The 16683-nt window shown below is 63.4% G+C and carries 17 protein-coding genes and 1 pseudogene; 11 read left to right on the plus strand and 7 right to left on the minus strand.

Going from position 1 to position 16683, the window contains the following annotated elements:
• Nucleotides 1-579 precede the first annotated feature (579 nt).
• The gene (locus tag F1735_RS29435) at nt 580-918 is read right to left on the minus strand and encodes an ASCH domain-containing protein (RefSeq protein ID WP_229506024.1); all 339 of its coding nucleotides are present in this window, start codon (nt 916-918) and stop codon (nt 580-582) included.
• 137 nt (nt 919-1055) lie between these two features.
• Here F1735_RS29435 and F1735_RS29440 point away from each other — a divergent pair, with 137 nt between their 5' ends.
• Nucleotides 1056-1655 carry a hydrolase gene (locus tag F1735_RS29440; RefSeq protein WP_167240228.1) on the plus strand — a complete coding sequence of 200 codons (600 nt, stop codon included), beginning with the start codon at nt 1056-1058 and terminating at the stop codon, nt 1653-1655.
• Nucleotides 1656-1931: 276 nt separating this feature from the next.
• Nucleotides 1932-2822, plus strand: a complete 891-nt coding sequence (locus tag F1735_RS29445) for a PAS domain-containing protein (protein ID WP_167240229.1) — start codon at nt 1932-1934, stop codon at nt 2820-2822.
• A gap of 22 nt (nt 2823-2844) precedes the next feature.
• Here F1735_RS29445 and F1735_RS29450 read toward each other — a convergent pair whose 3' ends face one another.
• Together F1735_RS29450 and F1735_RS29455 are read right to left on the minus strand one after the other, a co-directional pair.
• Nucleotides 2845-4962: an ATP-dependent helicase gene (locus F1735_RS29450; RefSeq protein ID WP_167240230.1), complete on the minus strand. Its 2118-nt coding sequence runs from the start codon at nt 4960-4962 to the stop codon at nt 2845-2847.
• Between the two features lie 481 nt (nt 4963-5443).
• Nucleotides 5444-5671, minus strand: a complete 228-nt coding sequence (locus tag F1735_RS29455; RefSeq protein WP_167240231.1) for a hypothetical protein — start codon at nt 5669-5671, stop codon at nt 5444-5446.
• A gap of 335 nt (nt 5672-6006) precedes the next feature.
• Between F1735_RS29455 and F1735_RS29460 the strand changes: the two genes are divergently transcribed.
• The 6 genes from F1735_RS29460 (at nt 6007) to F1735_RS29485 (ending at nt 10263) form a co-directional block, all read left to right on the plus strand.
• Nucleotides 6007-6582: a chromate transporter gene (locus tag F1735_RS29460; protein WP_167240232.1), complete on the plus strand. Its 576-nt coding sequence runs from the start codon at nt 6007-6009 to the stop codon at nt 6580-6582.
• A complete protein-coding gene (locus F1735_RS29465) occupies nt 6579-7172 on the plus strand; it encodes a chromate transporter (protein ID WP_167240233.1) in 594 nt (197 codons plus the stop codon). The genes F1735_RS29460 and F1735_RS29465 overlap by 4 nt, the downstream gene beginning before the upstream one ends.
• An 86-nt stretch (nt 7173-7258) precedes the next feature.
• The gene (gene fghA / locus F1735_RS29470) at nt 7259-8098 is read left to right on the plus strand and encodes an S-formylglutathione hydrolase (protein ID WP_167240234.1); all 840 of its coding nucleotides are present in this window, start codon (nt 7259-7261) and stop codon (nt 8096-8098) included.
• A gap of 185 nt (nt 8099-8283) precedes the next feature.
• The gene (locus F1735_RS29475; protein ID WP_167240235.1) at nt 8284-9024 is read left to right on the plus strand and encodes a phosphoribosyltransferase; all 741 of its coding nucleotides are present in this window, start codon (nt 8284-8286) and stop codon (nt 9022-9024) included.
• A complete protein-coding gene (locus tag F1735_RS29480; RefSeq protein WP_167240236.1) occupies nt 8987-10015 on the plus strand; it encodes an SRPBCC family protein in 1029 nt (342 codons plus the stop codon). The genes F1735_RS29475 and F1735_RS29480 overlap by 38 nt, the downstream gene beginning before the upstream one ends.
• Nucleotides 10016-10122: 107 nt before the next feature.
• Nucleotides 10123-10263 carry a hypothetical protein gene (locus F1735_RS29485; RefSeq protein ID WP_167240237.1) on the plus strand — a complete coding sequence of 47 codons (141 nt, stop codon included), beginning with the start codon at nt 10123-10125 and terminating at the stop codon, nt 10261-10263.
• Between the two features lie 44 nt (nt 10264-10307).
• Here F1735_RS29485 and F1735_RS29490 read toward each other — a convergent pair whose 3' ends face one another.
• Together F1735_RS29490 and F1735_RS29495 are read right to left on the minus strand one after the other, a co-directional pair.
• The gene (locus F1735_RS29490; protein ID WP_229506023.1) at nt 10308-13286 is read right to left on the minus strand and encodes a putative bifunctional diguanylate cyclase/phosphodiesterase; all 2979 of its coding nucleotides are present in this window, start codon (nt 13284-13286) and stop codon (nt 10308-10310) included.
• A 103-nt stretch (nt 13287-13389) separates the two neighbouring features.
• The gene (locus F1735_RS29495; protein ID WP_167240238.1) at nt 13390-14172 is read right to left on the minus strand and encodes a hypothetical protein; all 783 of its coding nucleotides are present in this window, start codon (nt 14170-14172) and stop codon (nt 13390-13392) included.
• Nucleotides 14173-14373: 201 nt separating this feature from the next.
• Here F1735_RS29495 and F1735_RS29500 point away from each other — a divergent pair, with 201 nt between their 5' ends.
• The 3 genes from F1735_RS29500 (at nt 14374) to F1735_RS29510 (ending at nt 15645) form a co-directional block, all read left to right on the plus strand.
• Nucleotides 14374-14718 (plus strand): zinc ribbon domain-containing protein YjdM, encoded by a 345-nt coding sequence (locus F1735_RS29500; protein WP_166876897.1) that lies wholly within the window; start codon nt 14374-14376, stop codon nt 14716-14718.
• A gap of 340 nt (nt 14719-15058) precedes the next feature.
• Nucleotides 15059-15346: a CopG family ribbon-helix-helix protein gene (locus tag F1735_RS29505; RefSeq protein ID WP_167240239.1), complete on the plus strand. Its 288-nt coding sequence runs from the start codon at nt 15059-15061 to the stop codon at nt 15344-15346.
• Entirely contained in the window at nt 15343-15645 is a 303-nt protein-coding gene (locus F1735_RS29510; RefSeq protein WP_373888600.1) for a type II toxin-antitoxin system RelE/ParE family toxin, read from the plus strand. Before F1735_RS29505 ends, F1735_RS29510 begins: the two co-directional genes overlap by 4 nt.
• Before the next feature lie 210 nt (nt 15646-15855).
• Here F1735_RS29510 and F1735_RS29515 read toward each other — a convergent pair.
• Together F1735_RS29515 and F1735_RS29520 are read right to left on the minus strand one after the other, a co-directional pair.
• Nucleotides 15856-16171, minus strand: a pseudogene (locus tag F1735_RS29515) (recombinase family protein).
• A gap of 259 nt (nt 16172-16430) precedes the next feature.
• On the minus strand, nt 16431-16541 hold the full coding sequence (locus tag F1735_RS29520) for a PEP-CTERM sorting domain-containing protein (RefSeq protein WP_167240240.1): 111 nt from the start codon (nt 16539-16541) through the stop codon (nt 16431-16433).
• Nucleotides 16542-16683 lie beyond the last annotated feature (142 nt).

Genomic DNA, 16683 nt, shown 5'->3' on the forward strand with positions numbered 1-16683 from the left:
CCCCGCTCCCGGAAACGATGTCAAAAGTACAGCACAAGAACGAACCCTAAAAACCCCACTACAACGCTCAAGATCACGACATACTTTGTTCAAAAACACACCCGACAAGTAGTCTGACACAGGGGGGTATCTCCCCCGCGCGCCGCTTCCCGAATTGTGTCAACCCGCTGTTTTCCGGCGGCGTTCCACGTGAACCCAAGTCTGGCCAATCCTTCAATTTCAAGACCCACACAAACGTCGCCGTGCGTTAAAGGAGATTCAGGCATGATTTTTCCCCGCTTGGTGAGGTCGGATAAAGGGTGGCAACGCTTGCGATATGCTGACTATGTTAAACCTTTTGCATCCGGTTCTGCCGGTTTATTCAGACGTGGAGATAATGCTGCGCATATATATCGTCCAGCAGTGCTTCGGCCTTTCGAACGAGGGCTATCTTCGACGAAATCAACGGTCACCTTGCAGGCAAAGGCTTGATCATGCGCGCAGGGACTATCGGCCAAGAACCGCGATGGCGCGCATCGACCCTGCTACGGCAAAATGATATCGACCAGGTCGAAATGCAGCGTGACGAACTCGAAGCCGTCATGCAAGTCCAGGTGCGGCAGGCAGCGCACGTGGCATTCCCTGAACTCTTCCGCGCTCGAAAAGGTTTTCACCACGCCAGACTTCCTCTGGAATGTTGCCGAACTCAATGATCAGCACCGTGGTTGCCTTGATCGTGCAGCGCAAGCGCTGGCGCAAATCATCGACCTCGATCAGGTCGCCGGGCTCGTAAGCGCCGTCACCGTAGTCGCCATAGGGTTTGCCGTACTCCTCCAAGATCTCGGCCGTGACGGTCTTGCGCCCTTCCATCACGCTGCGCGGAAGGCTGTCGTCATCGTCGTGTACGCCCCAGAAAGTAAGTCTTTTCAGCCTGTTCATCCTGCTCCTTCATCCAGAGCGCAGGTTCGCCCGCAGTCCCAGCCCCATTATGCCGCGCCGGGCGCTCCGAAACACCACCTCCCCGGGAAAAATAGTACACTTCAGGCGCATCAACTCTCGTCGCGATCACTGTCATCATGCAATTTGACTTACTCAACAAGCCGGACGGACGCACCGCGATCCTGCTGCCGTCCGGCTTCGTGCTGGACCTGCTCACCCCCGACGCGAGCGGGCTGCCGATTGCCGACATCGCCCTGTGCCTGGCGTCGCAACCGCGCTGGGGCGGCGCCGCACGGCCCTGGTATTCGGTGGCCGAGCATTCGGTGATGAGTTCCCACCTGGTGCCGCCGGCGCTGGCGTATGCCGCGCTGATGCATGACTGCGAAGAATTCCTCGGGGACTGGCCCTCACCGGTCAAGGTCATGCTGGGGCGCGACTATGTGAAGGAACGGGTCCATCCCATCAAGACCGCATTGCGGCGGCACTTCGGCTTCAACGACGAGGTGGCGGCGATCAAGGAAGCCGACCTGGTCTGCATGGCCACCGAACTGCGCGACCTGCTGCCAGCCGCCTGGATCGACTGGAGTCACCTGCCGCCGCCCCACCCTGAGCGCATTATTCCGGTCGGCCCGGAGCGCGCCTACAGGCTGTTTCTCGACCGCTTCGAGGAAGTCAAACACCTGGCGCAATTTCCGGCGCACAAGAAACCCAGGCGCGGCGCCGCCGCCCAGCCGTAAGCCCCGGATTTTTCAGGCTTTTTAAGGATATCCACAAGAAGTGTGGATAACATTGTGGATAAGCCACCCCGAGCGCCGCTTAAGGCCCGGATTTAAACGGGTTTCTACAAAATGCCCGTTCAAAAGGCAAAAAAAATCATGAATGAAATCAGGGACTTAAAACTGGTGCTGGCATTGTCACAAACTGTCCATTCGGCAAATTCCTGCAAAAGGGCAAAACAGGGGATAACTCGTGCGGTCTTTGACAAAGCGTGCCGCCTGGCATAGTGTGGCTGCATGCCCGCTTCCGCTTCCGACGACGATATCAACGGCGACCTGTTCCTCGAGGACGACGACCCGTCCGCGTTGCTTGCGTCGCCAGCGCACGAAAAACCGCCCTGGCGCATCCTGATCGTGGACGACGATGTCGACGTCCACGTGGTCACCAAGTTTGCTCTCAGCAATACCCAGTTCCAGGGACGCCGCCTGAGCTTCCTGCACGCCTACAGCGGCAAGGAAGCGCTGGCTACCCTGCGCGCCACGCCTGACATTGCGCTGGTGCTACTTGATGTCATCATGGAAACGCCAGATGCCGGCTTGCAGGTGGCGCGCCAGGTGCGTTCCGACCTGCACAACGAACTCGTGCGTATCGTGCTGCGCACCGGCCAGCCTGGCCAGGCGCTGGAACACAGCATCATCTGCGATTACGATATCAACGATTTCTGGTCCAAGGCCGACCTGACCACACGCAAACTGTTCACCACCGTGATCGCGTCGCTGCGCGCCTATGCCGGCCTGCAGGCGGCCGCCGCCGACCGGGCCGCGCTGCACATCGAGCTGGCCGAGGCGCGCGCGGTGCAGGAATTGATCGGGCAACAGGCCCTGGTGCTCACGCTCGATCCACAGGGACGTATCCGCGACGCGAGCGACAGAGTCTGCGCGCTGAGCGGGAAGCGGCGCGACGAACTCGTCGGACACGGGCTCGATGCCTTGCACGCGGCGCCGTTTCCCGAGCCGCTCGCCGGCGAGATCGAGCGGGCCCTGGCGCACGATGGCGCCTGGTCGGGCGACATCCACACGCAAGCGGCCGATGGCGCCGCCCTGCACCTGCGCTGCTCGGTGCAGGCGCTGAGCGAAGCGGGCGGTGCGCCCTACGAATATGTGGCGGTGGCCACTGTGCTCGTGTAACAGCCCCTGACGGCGGCCCCGCTTACTTCCAGGCGTTGCGGGCGCGATCGCGCACCAGCATGCGTACGCTCTCGGGCATGGGTTTCCTGCTTTGGACGGTGTCGGCCGTCATCCACACCGATTCGTCGAAATGCTTGAGCATGGCCGGGCTGATGAAGCGCGAACGCGCCGCATACACGTGGCGGTCGCCCATCTGCGCCTGCTGCTTGATGAAAAACCGGTTCGGCACCACCAGGTGCAGATGTTCCTTGGCGCGCGTCATGGCGACGTACAGCAGGCGCCGTTCCTCCTCGATATCGTCCGAATTGCCGGTGCTCATATCCGACGGAATGCAACCGTCCACCACGTTAAGCACATGCACCGACTTCCACTCCTGCCCCTTGGAGGAGTGGATGGTCGAGAGAGTCAGGTAATCCTCGTCCAGATGGGGCGGCCCGGCGCGGTCGCTGGTCGCTTCGGGCGGGTCGAGGGTGATTTCAGCCAGAAAGGTTTCGCGCGAGCCATGACCGGAGGCCAAGCGCGCCAGTTGCTCGACGTCAGCCACGCGCACTTGCGCATCGTCATGCATGCGTTCGAGGTGCGGCAGATACCAGTTCTTGACCAGCTCGATATCGGCGGGCCAGCGCAAGCCCGGCGCACGCAGTGCGCGGAACAGGGCCACGAACTGCTCCCAGTCGCCGCCGCTTTTGGCGGGCGCGGCAAATTGCTCGACCGCGCGCAGCGGCTCGGCCGATTCGGCAACCGCATCGAGCAAGCGGGTGGCGGTGGCGGCGCCGATCCCGGGCACCAGCTGCACCACGCGAAAACCGGCCACCCTGCCGCTCGGATTCTGGGCAAAACGCAGCACCGCCAGCACATCCTTGATGTGCGATGCTTCCAGGAACTTGAGGCCACCGAATTTGACGAAGGGAATGTTGCGGCGCATGAGTTCAAGCTCCAGCGCGGCGCTGTGGCTGGCGGCGCGAAACAGTACCGCCTGCGCCTTGAGCGCCATGCCGGTTTCGCGGTGCTCCAGGATGCGCTTGCAGACCCAGCGCGCCTGTTCGGCTTCGTCGGGAATGAGCACCAGTTGCGGCAGGACGGTCGAGACCTTGTCGGTCCACAAGGTCTTGGCATGCCGTTCGAGCGCGGCGCCGATCACGGCGTTGGAGGCGTCCAGGATCGGCTGGGTCGAGCGGTAGTTGCGCTCGAGGGTGACGATGCGCGCTTCCCGCGCGAATTGCTTGGGGAAATCGAGAATATTGCGCACCGTGGCGCCCCGGAACGAATAGATCGACTGGGCATCGTCGCCGACCACCATCACGCCCTCCCCGCCCGGTTTCATGCCCATCAGGATGGCGGCTTGCAAGCGGTTGGTATCCTGGTACTCATCGACCAGTACGTGATCGAACAAACCGCCGATGTGGGCGCCCAGTTCCGCATCGGCCGCCATCTCCGCCCAAAACAATAACAAATCGTCGTAATCGAGCACGTTCTGCTCTTGCTTGGCGTCCACGTAAGCGCCGAACAGCGTCTTGAGCTCGGCTTCCCACTCGCTGCACCAAGGAAAAGTCCCCTGGAGCACCAGCGCCAGCGTATCGCGGCTGTTGACCACGCGCGAGTAAATGGCCAGGCAGGTACTCTTGAGCGGAAACCGTTTCTGGGTCTGGGTCAGGCCAATCTCGTGGCGCACCATGCCCATCAGGTCTTCCGAATCGCCGCGGTCGTGGATGGTGAACGATTCGTCCAGGCCGATGCGGCCGGCGTAGTCGCGCAGCAGGCGCGCGCCGATGCTGTGAAACGTGCCGGCCCACGGAAGGGCGGCCCACGGCAGCGTGGCCGCGGCCTGACCGCCGCGCACGTTCATGATCCGGTGCAACACCGTACCGGCGCGCTCCGTCATTTCCTTGGCGGCGCGGCGTGAAAATGTGAGCAGCAGGATGCGCTGGGGATCGGCGCCGCCCGTGATCAGGCGCGCCACGCGGTGCGCCAGGGTATTGGTTTTGCCGGAGCCGGCGCCGGCGATCACCAGCAGGGGCCGCGCATCGGCCGGGGCCACGCCGATGTCATGCTCGACGGCGGCGCGCTGCGCGGGATTAAGACTGGCGAAGGGATCGTCGACGGCGTCGGCGGGCACATCGGCGTGAAAAGCAGCGGTCATATCGGACATTCGAACTGGAGTTGACATGACTGTACATTTATACAGTATTATTACGCAAGCAAAAACGCCGACGATATTTTTCGTCGCGCGCCCCGGCGCGCATGCGGCGTGGGTCCAGGCGACGCTCAAAGATCCCCATGTACGCGCTAAGTAGCCGTTTCTAAAGTACTTTTTGGGATATCCACAATCGCTGTGGATAACTTTGTGGATAATCCCCCCTTGACAGTCCGCAAGCGTGTAACGATGCGGGTTTCAACAAAATGCTCATTCGTGAGGCAGAAATAATTCCTATATAAATCAAGCACTTACAAAGTCAATGGAGAAGGCGGTAAAAAATAATAAGAAATTTCCTACAAGATTTTTTTGTGCATAAGCGCCTGTTTTGCACGCAGCGCGGGATGGGTGGTTCGATAACATTCTGATATGCACACAGCATCGGGCGCGCGCCTTGCGCCGGCCCCGCCGCCCCACCCTGCACCGCTCAATGGTGGAGCGTCCCGCGCCGGCGCTCAGGTTCCAGCAACACCCGTTCGATCACGTCGGGATGGATATCCTGCGCTTTCAGGTACTCGATGGCGGACATGGTATTTCTGCTTGCCTGGACCGAGATGGCATGGTTGACGATGTCGCGCTGGCGCAGGTCCAGGCGTTGATTATTCGGTTCGGCCAGGGCGAAGCCGCCGCTGTTGTGGCGTTGCTGTCGATTCATGGTGTGGTCCTTACAGGGGCATGGCGAGTACGTCGAAGGGAACCCGAGTTGCTTAACGAGTATCCATCAATAGAGAGCAAAGTCAATGTCAAGGTTCCATCGAAACGGCAAAAAATATGCTTCGGGCATAGTTATACGCGCCATAGTTGTCTTCGGCTACGCAGCGCCGGACGCGATCGGGCGCTCCTAAAATGGCGGATCGCACCCGTGCGCATGCCATCCATCATTGCCGAGGACATTGGCGACGCCTGCAGCGGCACGGGCCGGGTGGTGCGCGGCATCGGCGGCTGCTGAGCCCGCATGGACAGGCGGACGGGCCGGCGCGATAATGGCGCATGACCGATCCGTCCCTGACCGAGCGTCCGCGTCCGCAATCGCTGACCGACCTGTTCGTTTCCTTCACCCTGCTGGCGCTGCAAGGCTTTGGCGGCGTGCTGGCAGTTGTGCAACGCGAGATTGTGGAGCGCAAGCAATGGCTGACCCATGAGGAGTTCCTGGAAGACTGGGCCGTCGCCCAGATCCTGCCGGGACCGAACGTGGTCAACTTGTCGATGATGATCGGCGGCCGCTATTTTGGCCTGGCCGGCGCGCTGTCGGCGCTGGCCGGCATGCTGGCCCTGCCGCTGGTGCTGGTACTGCTGCTGGCGCTGGTCCATGCGCGCTTCATCGACCATCCCGGCGTGGCCGGCGCCTTGCGCGGCATGGCGGCGGTGTCGGCCGGCATGATCGGCGCCGCCGGCCTGAAGCTGTCGCTGGCGCTCTCCAACAACCCGATGCCGCAACTGTGGTGCTGGACCCTGTGCGTGATCGGCTTCGTGCTGGTGGCGCTGCTGCGCTTGCCGCTGATGGTCGTCCTGTTCGGCGTGGGCGGGCTGGCCTGCTTGCTCACCTGTCGCCGGCTGCGGCCATGAGCGCGCCCGAGATCGTGCCGCAGATCGTGCTCAGCTGGAGCGACTGGCTGAGCCTGTTCGGACACTACCTGATGCTCTCGCTGATGTCGGTCGGCGGCGCCATCTCGACCACGTCCGAGATGCATCGCTACCTGGTCGAGCAGCATCACTGGCTGAGCCAGGCGCAATTCAACAATGCCATCGCCCTGGCCCAGGCCGCGCCGGGGCCGAACGTGCTGTTCGTTGCGCTGATGGGCTGGCAAGTCGGCATGAACGCCGGCAGCACCGGGGCCGCCTTCCTGGGCGTGGCGGTGACCATGCTCGGCATCTTGCTGCCCTCGACCGTGCTGACCTGGTTGGCGGCGCAATGGGGCCATCGCAACCGCGACTTGCGGGCCGTGCGCGCGTTCAAGCAAGGCATGGCGCCGGTCGTCATCGCACTGTTGCTTTCGACCAGCTGGATCCTCGGCAGCGCCAGCCAGCGCTTCGCCACCGACTGGCCGCTGTGGCTGCTGTCAGTGACGAGCGCACTGCTGATCTGGCGCACCAAACTCCATTTGCTGTCGCTACTGGCCGGCGGCGCCCTGCTCGGGTGGCTGCAACTGGTCTGAGCACCATGCCGGGGCGACAAGCCGGGGCGACAAACTCGCCCGCGACAAGGCATACTGGCGCCATCATTCACCACTTGGACGGACCGATGCTCGAACTCTTATCAGAACACGCCTGTTTTGGCGGCGTACAGCGCTTTTACCGCCACGCATCGACGGCGATTGGCCTGCCGATGCGCTTTTCCGCCTTCATCCCGGCGGCACCAAGCGACCAGAAGCTGCCAGCACTGTTTTACCTGGCCGGCCTGACCTGCAACGAAGATACTTTTGCGACCAAGGCTGGCGCCCAGCGCGTGGCCGCGCGCGAAGGCCTGATCCTGATCGGCCCGGACACCAGTCCCCGTGGCGCCAACATTCCCGGCGAAACCGATGGCTGGGACTTCGGGGCCAGCGCGGGGTTTTACCTGGACGCCACCGAAGCGCCGTGGAGCAAGCATTACCGCATGTTCAGCTACCTGCTCGAACTGCACGCGCTGGTAGTGGCCGAACTGCCGGTCAACCCGGCCAAGGTCGGCATTTTCGGGCACTCGATGGGCGGCCACGGCGCGCTGGTGACGGCGCTGAAACGCCCGGACCTGTTTCGCTCGGTCTCGGCATTTGCACCGATTGCCGCCCCCACCCGCTGCCCGTGGGGTGAAAAGGCCTTCAGCGGCTATCTCGGCGCCGACCGGGACAGCTGGAAAGACTATGACGCCAGCGAACTGATGCTGACGATGGAAGCGCCCTTCCCCGGCGGCATTCTGATCGACCAGGGCCTGGCCGACAAATTCCTGGAACAGCAGCTGTATCCGCAAGCCTTTGAAGCGGCCTGCGCCAAAGCACGCCAGCCGCTCGAACTGCGCCGGCACGCCGGCTACGATCATGGCTACTACTTCGTTTCCACCTTTGTGGAAGACCACCTGCGCTTCCATCGGGCGCAGTTGGGCTGAGGCCAACGCCACCAGCGAGGCATGGCGCGCAGACGCAAGCCCTGCGCCAGATCAATCGTGCGTCATAAAAAACCATGAAATGCGGATGGTGGCCGCCGCCGGGCCCGATCGCGCCGGACGCGAAACGAACACCATCATTTCTCGACATTCGTGCAACCGAAATGCCGTTCCTCTGTCGAAGAAGGATGGCGACCTTCGCACACTTCAAAAACCGCACGCAGGCCGGCAAGCTCCTGGCGTTGGCGCTGGCGCACCACGGCGCTGGCGCCGACGCGCTGGTGCTGGCCTTGCCGCGCGGCGGCGTTCCGGTCGGCTTCGCCATCGCCAGGGCGCTCGGCCTTGCGCTCGACATACTGCTCGTGCGCAAGCTCGGCTTGCCCGGCCATGAGGAATACGCCATGGGCGCGGTCGCCAGCGGCGGTATCCGCGTGCTCAACAGCGCCGCCATCCATGCACACCACGTTGGCGCGGCGCAACTTGACGCCGCCTGCGAACGCGCGCTGCGCGAGATCGCGCGGCGCGCGCGCCAGTACCGTGGCGCGCGCGCCGAACCCGATCTGACGGGCCGCGCCGTCATCCTGGTCGACGACGGCCTGGCCACCGGCGCCACCATGCGCGTGGCGATCAGGGCGGCGCGTTTGCGCGGGGCGCGGCGCATCGTGGTCGCCGTGCCGGTGGGCGCTCCGGACAGTTGCGCCGCGCTCGCCGCGCAAGTCGATGAACTGGTTTGCCTGAGCCAGCCGCCCGACTTCCGCGCGGTCGGCCAGTGGTACCGTCAATTCGACCAGACCGGCGACGCGGAAGTACAAGACCTGCTGGCCCTCGCCTGGCGCGACCAGGCGCGCGCGGGCAGCGCTCATCCACCAACACCAGCGAACGGAGAGAACCATGAAACAGACGTCCGAACACGAACTTCACCTCGGTAAATGGCTGGGCGGCGCGGCGCTCGGCGCGCTCGCCATGTACCTGCTGGACCCGGACCGGGGCGCGCCGCGACGCGCGCTGTCCGGCGCGAAACTGCGCGACCTGGGCCGGCAAGGCGGCGATATGCTCGACAAGGTGGTGCGTGGCGTCAGCGAGCGGATCGGCGCCAATGCAACCGGCCGCAGCGGCCGCATCACTGGGGCCGGCAATGCCGGGGCGGACGACGCCGATGGCGCGGGAGGCGCCGATACCGGCCGCCGCCAGGGCGATGCCTCAACGGCGCTGTCGAGCGCCGATACCAGCCGCCGTTCCTTTTCCGCACAGGCGCTGTGGCCGCCGTCGCCGCGCAATGCCGGCATGCTGGGCGGCGGCACGCTCGGCCTGGCCAGCATGCTGACCCGGCGCATGCCGCTTGCTGTGGCCGCGGGCCTGGCCGGCGCGGCGCTGCTGACGCGCTCCATGACGCGGGGCGCCCTGCCCGGGCTGTCGCGCCAGCAGGGGCGCAGCGGCATGGTGGCGCTGGAAAAAACCATCCGCATCGACGCCGCGCCCGAGCAGGTGTACGCGCTGTGGTCGAGCTACGACAACTTTCCGCGCTTCATGGCGAATGTGGTCGAGGTGCGCGACCTCGGCAACCGGCGCTCGCATTGGGTGGTCAAAGGCCCGGCCGGTAGCGAGTTCAGCTTTGATGCGGTGCTGGCCGAGCAGGTGCGACCGCGCCGCCTGGCCTGGCGCAGCGCGCCCGGCGCGCAAGTGGAGCAAGCGGGATCGGTGCGGCTTGAACCGTCGCGCGGGGGTACGCTGGCCACGGTCCGCTTGTCGTACCGGCCGCCGGCGGGGGCCGTGGGCCAGGCGGTGGCCACGCTGTTCGGCGGCGACCCGGAGCACGCGCTGGAAGAAGACCTCGGGCGCCTGAAAAGCCTGCTGGAAGGCACGCCAATGGCGCGCGCGGGCGATCAGTCGAGCGACAAGACGGTGGCGCCCCGCCAGTAAGGGCCGCGCCCGGCGCCTGCCATCATCAGGAAGGACGGGCCGGCAAAGGCGCCCCGCCGCCTGCCGTGGCGGACAATCGATTCGGATCGCGCGCGCCGAAACCGGCCATGATGGCGCCCGCCCGCGCCGCCGTGCCTGCGTCGTCGGCATCGACCACCAGCATGCATTGCGCGCGCCTGCCCGGCCTTGTCGAAGCCGTCAAACACTCCCCATACCGCATGCTCGATCATCGCGCGCTCCCCTTCTGAAGGATGTTGTTGATCAGGTTTCGACCCGCGCACGGCCAGGCAGTTCAGTGCAAGCCCGTCACCGGCGCTTCATTGACCGCTGCCGCCGGCACAGGTGCCTTGCCGGGCGTGCCCAGCGTGCCGACGAGCAGGTTCAATTCTTCATCGACGATAAAGCCGGCGGCCGAGCTGACGGTCAGCAAGATATCCGGCGCCATCGACGATGCGATCACAAAACCTTGCACATAGTCCACCCCAATATCGGCCAAAGTCTGCACCGTGGCGCGATCCTCGGCCCATTCGGCAATCGTCTTCATGCCCAGGTTGACCGCCAGCTTGACGATCGCCTCGACAATGGCCACGTCGGCCGGATGCGCATTCATATTGACGATAAAGTTGCCATCGATCTTGAGTATGTCCGCTGGCAATTCCTTGAGGTAAGAGAAGGATGTATAGCCCGCGCCAAAATCGTCGAGCGCCACCTTGACCCCGAAGTTGCGCACCTGGTCGATGAAGCGCCGCGTGTTGTTCAGGTCGTGCAAGGCGACGCTTTCGGTGATTTCCATGCACAAGCGGCTGGCGGCGTCGCGGTGGCGGCGCAGGATGTCGATGGTGTCCTGGATGAAACGTTCGTCGTTGAGCGAGGCGCCCGACAGGTTCATGCACACGAACTGGGTATTGACCAGCATGTCGGCATTGCGCTCGATCCAGCTCAAGGTCGTCGACAGCACCCAGCGGTCGATCACGCCCATACGCCCGCTTTTCTCGGCGGCGGCGATGATCGGCCCGGCCGCCAGCAAGGTGCCGTCCGCTTCGCGCATGCGCAGCAAGACTTCGAAGTTCATCGAGTCGTAGGGCATCTTGAGCGACATGATCGGCTGCATTTCGAGCACCATGCACGCGGTGGCGTCGTTGGCCGACAGGCGCTCGACCAGGTTCAGCTCGGCCTCGCGTTCGTGGAAGGCCGAGGAATCGCGCTCGTACACGACCAGGCCGTCACGGTGACCGCTCTTGGCTTCGCGGCAGGCGCGGTCGGCGGTCGAGACCGCGTCTTTCATCTGCATGCCGGGCTGCACGTCGATCAGGCCGATCGAGCCGCGCACGTGAAAGGCCTTGTCGCCGACGCGGTAGGGCGTGTTGCCGATGCGCCCGACCAGGCAGCGGCAGATCAGCGCGGCCACGCGAATCGAGGTTTCCGGCATGATGATCACGAATTCGTCGCCGCCCACCCGGCCGATCCGCTGGTCGCCGCTGAGCACGGCGCCGATGCGCTCGCACACTTGCTTGAGTACTTCATCGCCGGCCAGGTGGCCGAACAGGTCGTTGATCAGCTTGAAGCGGTCGAGGTCGAGATAAGCCAGGGTCATCGGCTTGAAACAGGCTTGCTCGAACACGCGCTCGATGCCGCGCCGGTTGTAGACCTTGGTCAGCGCATCGTTATTGGCCATGAAGCGCAATTGCTCGGTGGCCTTGTGCTGCTCGGTCGTATCTTGCAGCACGCCTTCGATCTTGCCGCGCGCCAAGGTCGCACGCACCACGAAGCAATGCGCGCCGCTGCGGTCTTCGATGCGCAGCTCGGCGTCGGGATGCTCCTGCACCAGGGTGAACAAGGTGCCCCAGACGCCATCGGCGAAGAATTGCTGGAAGTTCTTGCCAGTGAGCACGGCCGCATCGGCGCCGAGCATCCGGTGCATGGTTGGGTTAGCGCTGAGAAATTGCCCTTCCAGATCGAGCGTGAACAGGCCGATCGGCATGGCTTCGTAGGTATGTTGCAATTCGGCTTGGGCGGCGATGCGCTGTTCGGTTTCCTGGCGCATCTGTTCAGCCACCGCCAGCGCGGCCAGCAGGCTGGACGCGAGCGCGGCCGTGACGCTGTTGACCAGGCCGGTCAAGTCGCGCACGCCGAGCGCGGCGGCGATGACTTCGGCCAGGCCCGACAGCATGGTCACTGCGAACGAGGCGGCGAACCAGAACGCCACCCGCATGTGCGACTGCGACATCACATTGACCAGCCCGAGCGTCATCAGCAGCAATCCATACGCCACGAAGCCCCACATGATGGGCAGGAAAATATGGTACGGCAAGATGACCGACAGCGCCAGCAGCGGCACGCAGCACCATTCGGCAAAGCGTAGCGGCGTGCGGTAGCGCGTGTTGGCCAGCCGCTCGCGGAACAGGGTCTGGTACAGGGTCAGGGTGGAGATCGCGTACAGGGCGATGGTCAGGGCGCGGCTCGGCAACAGCCAGCGGTCCGGCACGACCTGGCCCAGCCACTGGATATCCCAGCCGGCCGAAAGCGCACCCATCCGCAGGTTCAGGATCAGCCAGCCGGCCAGCAGCACGTACAGGGCCTGGCGGTTGATCAGCGCGGTCGTCAGTACGAACAAGGTCAGCACGATCATGCCGCCGTCGAGCAGGCCCGACTTGCGGTGAAATTGCTGCACCGCCAGCGCCAGTTCGTGCGCCTGCCATTGGGTCGCGGACAGCCGCGCCGGACCGACCAGCACGGCGCGGCACAGCAAGTGCTCCGGTCCCTGCGCCTGCGCCGGCGCCCCGGGCGCGGGCGTCAAGCTTAGCGCAAACCCCGCCCGCAGCGGCGCCACCGCCCCGCTCGACGCGGAACGGGTGGAACTTCCCAGCGAACGCAGGGTCGCGCCGTCCCAGCAAGCGAGCTCGGTCATGTGACGTGAAGGAAATTCGATCACCGTTCCCGCCCGCGGGTCGGCAAGCATGCTGAACCAGAGCGGATCGGGCGACATGCGCGTTTCGCGGGCCATTACTTCAGGCAAGCCGGTCACTTGCGCCAGCGCCTGTCCTGGCGCGAGGGTGGCGTCGGCGTGTGCCATGACGCGCAGCGCCAGCGGCCCACCCTCGACGCTGCGGTACTGGTTGTTCCAGAACGCCAGCGCCAGCAGCGACAGCAGCGCGATGGCGAGCGGAACCAGATAGAAAGACAGCAGGCGCAACAACGCTTCGAGCGCGTGTTGCAAGCGACCGCGTTCGGGTTCAGGTGGCGCGTGGGACGAGGAAGTCGGCATTGACATGGGCGGCATCCGGCTGCACAACTGGCACCGCCATTCGTTGCACTTAGGCGGCAATCATGTCAAAGCATACATCGTTACTCCCGCGCCGTCACAGTTTGATTCGCTACGCGGCGAGCCCAACAACAACAGCGCCTGCGGCTTGCTGACTGCGCGGCAAGCCATGTTTCCAAGCAGCAGGAACATGGCGAGCAAGATCGATGTCCGGGTGGCGTGTATGGCAAAAGAAATCGAGCAAGGGATGGCGCGCCGCTTCCCAGCGTTCCTGGCCGCTGGCGATGTCGAAGTACATGATCCGGTGCGGCAGGTTGCCGACATGGCGCAGGATCACCGGGTCGCGGCTGGCGAACACATCGGTGAACAGCAGTTGCTCGTACTGGCGGTCGATCGGGGCGCGCCCGCTGACCACGGCCGTGTCCACGCCGTGGTGCTCGCAATGTTCGAAACAGGCCTTGATCAGCGCCAGTTTCACCTGGCGACCGATGCGCCCTTCGACGATGCCGAGCCGGGTCACTTCGGCCAGCCGTTGCGACGCCAGCCACAGCGGCAGGTCGACCGATTCTTCCACGTGCAGCGCCTGGCGGAAATTGGTCTGGATGCGCACGCTGCCGAGCGCGCTGCCGTCTTGCTTCGATTCGGCCAGCAGGAGCACCGTGTCGCCGTCGTCGTCGGCCGCCTCGGGCTGCTCCAGCGAGCGGGCGAACTCCGGCAGGTGGCGCGCGTAAGCGGCCTGGCGCACGGCCACGGCCTTGCGCAGGTCGGCTTCGGTGCGCACCGGGCGCACGGTAAAAGGCAGCAATTCGATCGTCACCGGCGCGCCGACGCCGGCCCGGTCGACAAGCGCATGTGCGGGACGGCGGATGCTGTTCAGTGCGATGTTCGGTGTCATGGTGATTCTCCTCGTTCTATTTGGAATGTTTTAATGCTCTGAGGCAATTATCAGAGTATTCATTCGAATTGAAGCTTCAAGAAGAGCCATGTTTGCATCACTGTTTACGAGAAGCATTGTTTCTACTCAACATGCAACTGTTCGCGCAGATGCGCCACCCTGTATACTCATCGTCTTTCAAGCAACTTCAGGACGATTCCTATGAGCGCACTTCCCCCCTGCCCTAAATGCAATTCAGAATTTACTTATGAAGACGGCAGCAATCTTGTCTGCCCGGAGTGCGCCCACGAATGGAGCGCGCAGGAAGGTGCGGCGGCGGCCGATGAGGGGCCAAAGGTTTATCGCGATGCTGCGGGGAATGTGTTGCAGGATGGCGACACTGTCAGCGTCATCAAGGATTTGAAGCTCAAGGGATCGGGCGGCACGGTCAAGATGGGCACCAAGGTCAAGAACATCCGCCTGGTCGACAGCGACCACGACATCGATTGCAAGATCGACGGTTTCGGCGCCATGAGCCTGAAGTCGGAGTTCGTCAAGAAGGTATAAGCACGAACCTGTGTCGGTAGACCGGGGCAAGCAGGGGGCGATGCATGGCAGGCGCGGGCAAAGCGCGAGGAGGCTGCATGGCTAGCTGTAGCAGCCTGCGTTTCAAACTGGCCCGACCTGCATTCGAGCCGATTCTCGGCCAGGAATAACTGCAACTGACAGGTGGCCAGAACCGGAGATAACTGCAAATGCACCTGCATTCAGCCGCGCCGACTGCATTTGATCGAGGCCGACCTGCAATAGCTGCAAATGAAACTGGCGCGGGCAGGCGTCACCAAACGACGGTTGACCCTTGCTTGTGCTACTATGTGATTACGTTGTAACACATAGGAGCAAGGCCATGAGCGAAGCAACCTTTACCTTCCGGGTCGATGAAATCCTGAAAGACCAATTCACGACAGCCGCCAAGGGCCGCGACCGTACCGGCGCCCAGCTGCTGCGCGACTTCATGCGTGACTTCGTTCGGCAGCAGCAGGAAGCGGCACAACATGACGCTTGGTTCCAGCGCCAAGTGCAGATCGGCCTAGACTCAGCCAATGCCGGCAACCTGATCCCGGCCGCTGAGGTGGAAGCCAAGTTCGCCGCCAAGCGCGCCGCCACACGTCGCCGGCTGGAAGCCGCCGAATGATGGAGTTGTGTTGGACGCCAGAGGCGATTCAAGACCGCGACGACATCTACGAATACATTGAAGCCGACAACCCGGCCGCCGCGCTCGCCCTCGATGAGCTGTTTGCAGAAAAGGCAGGCCGCTTGGTCGATCATCCCGGCCTGGGCAAGCCTGGCCGCGCTGCCGGCACTCGTGAGCTGGTAGCGCACCAGAATTACATCCTCGTCTATGACACTGCCGGCGACTTGGTGCGCGTGCTGCGTCTACTGCACGCCGCCCGCCAGTGGCCACCGTCCCGCTTTGGCTCACAGAGCCATTGAATTGACGGTCAGTTGCAGTTATTGTCGGATCGGGCGTAGCTCGATCGCGAGCTGGGGGGCCTCCAAGACAAAGCCCGCCTTCTGGCGGGTTTGTTGTATCTAGACCCATCGCTGCCATGGCCGCACTGCAACTGGCCGACGGTGACGTCGGCGTAGCGCGTATTCGGCGCGCCGGCCGCATGTCGTTTTCAGAAGGCGACTGCCCGTATGTCAGGAGCCGGCTGCATCGACTGACGTGTGTCTTGCCCGTACTCGCATGATGGACTGGCGAGTCGTGCCATAGTCACGAGCTACCCTGGCCACTGACTCGCCAGCCACGAGGCGTACGATCGCCTCGGCTTGCTGCGCTGTCGTCAGTGCTGGTCGACGTCCCAACGTCTTTCCTTCAGCACGCGCACGAGCCAATGCTTTCGCGAACGATCCGACGCTTGTCTACGGCGAAGCCAGCGGACTCGATTTCGTGGATCTGGTCGTCTGTGTTCTGATCAACGGTACTCACTCTTGCATAAATGAAAGTCCGGGACATTTGGCGGCCAGAATAGTACGAAATGGGAGTGCTAATTGCAATGGATATCCGATATTCGCACACGCTATTTTTCGTACATCAAAAATCGATATGTCCGAAACCGATCGTTTTCGGACGTGAACCGCCACAAAGCACTTCTTCCGCAGCACAAATGTTGCGGAAGATGAATGTCCTTCGCGCCGCCGGGGAATGAGCTTGCAATCAACGGCGGTCGCTCGTAGATGTCGCTCGCAATCTTTCAGCGGCCTTGCCTTTCGTATTACTGGCGGCGTTTGCGCCGTGCAGCGACCAGGCCCAGCAGTCCCATGCCGAGCAGGGTGAGCGAGGCAGGTTCCGGGACATCAATCGTATCGATGACGTTTGTCAGCAAGAAGGCATGTTGCTGGTAAGCGGTCGCTCAGCGGCGTTATTGCGCGACCCGATGGCGATCTGGAGAATGCATCCCTGGTGACAAACGAATCCCAGGGAGATGGCAATGGACGCAGGTAAGCGGGCAGTCAAGCGGGTGAACA

This window comes from Massilia genomosp. 1 (genome assembly GCF_011682185.1).
GTDB classification, from domain to species: Bacteria; Pseudomonadota; Gammaproteobacteria; order Burkholderiales; family Burkholderiaceae_D; genus Telluria_A; species Telluria_A rubra.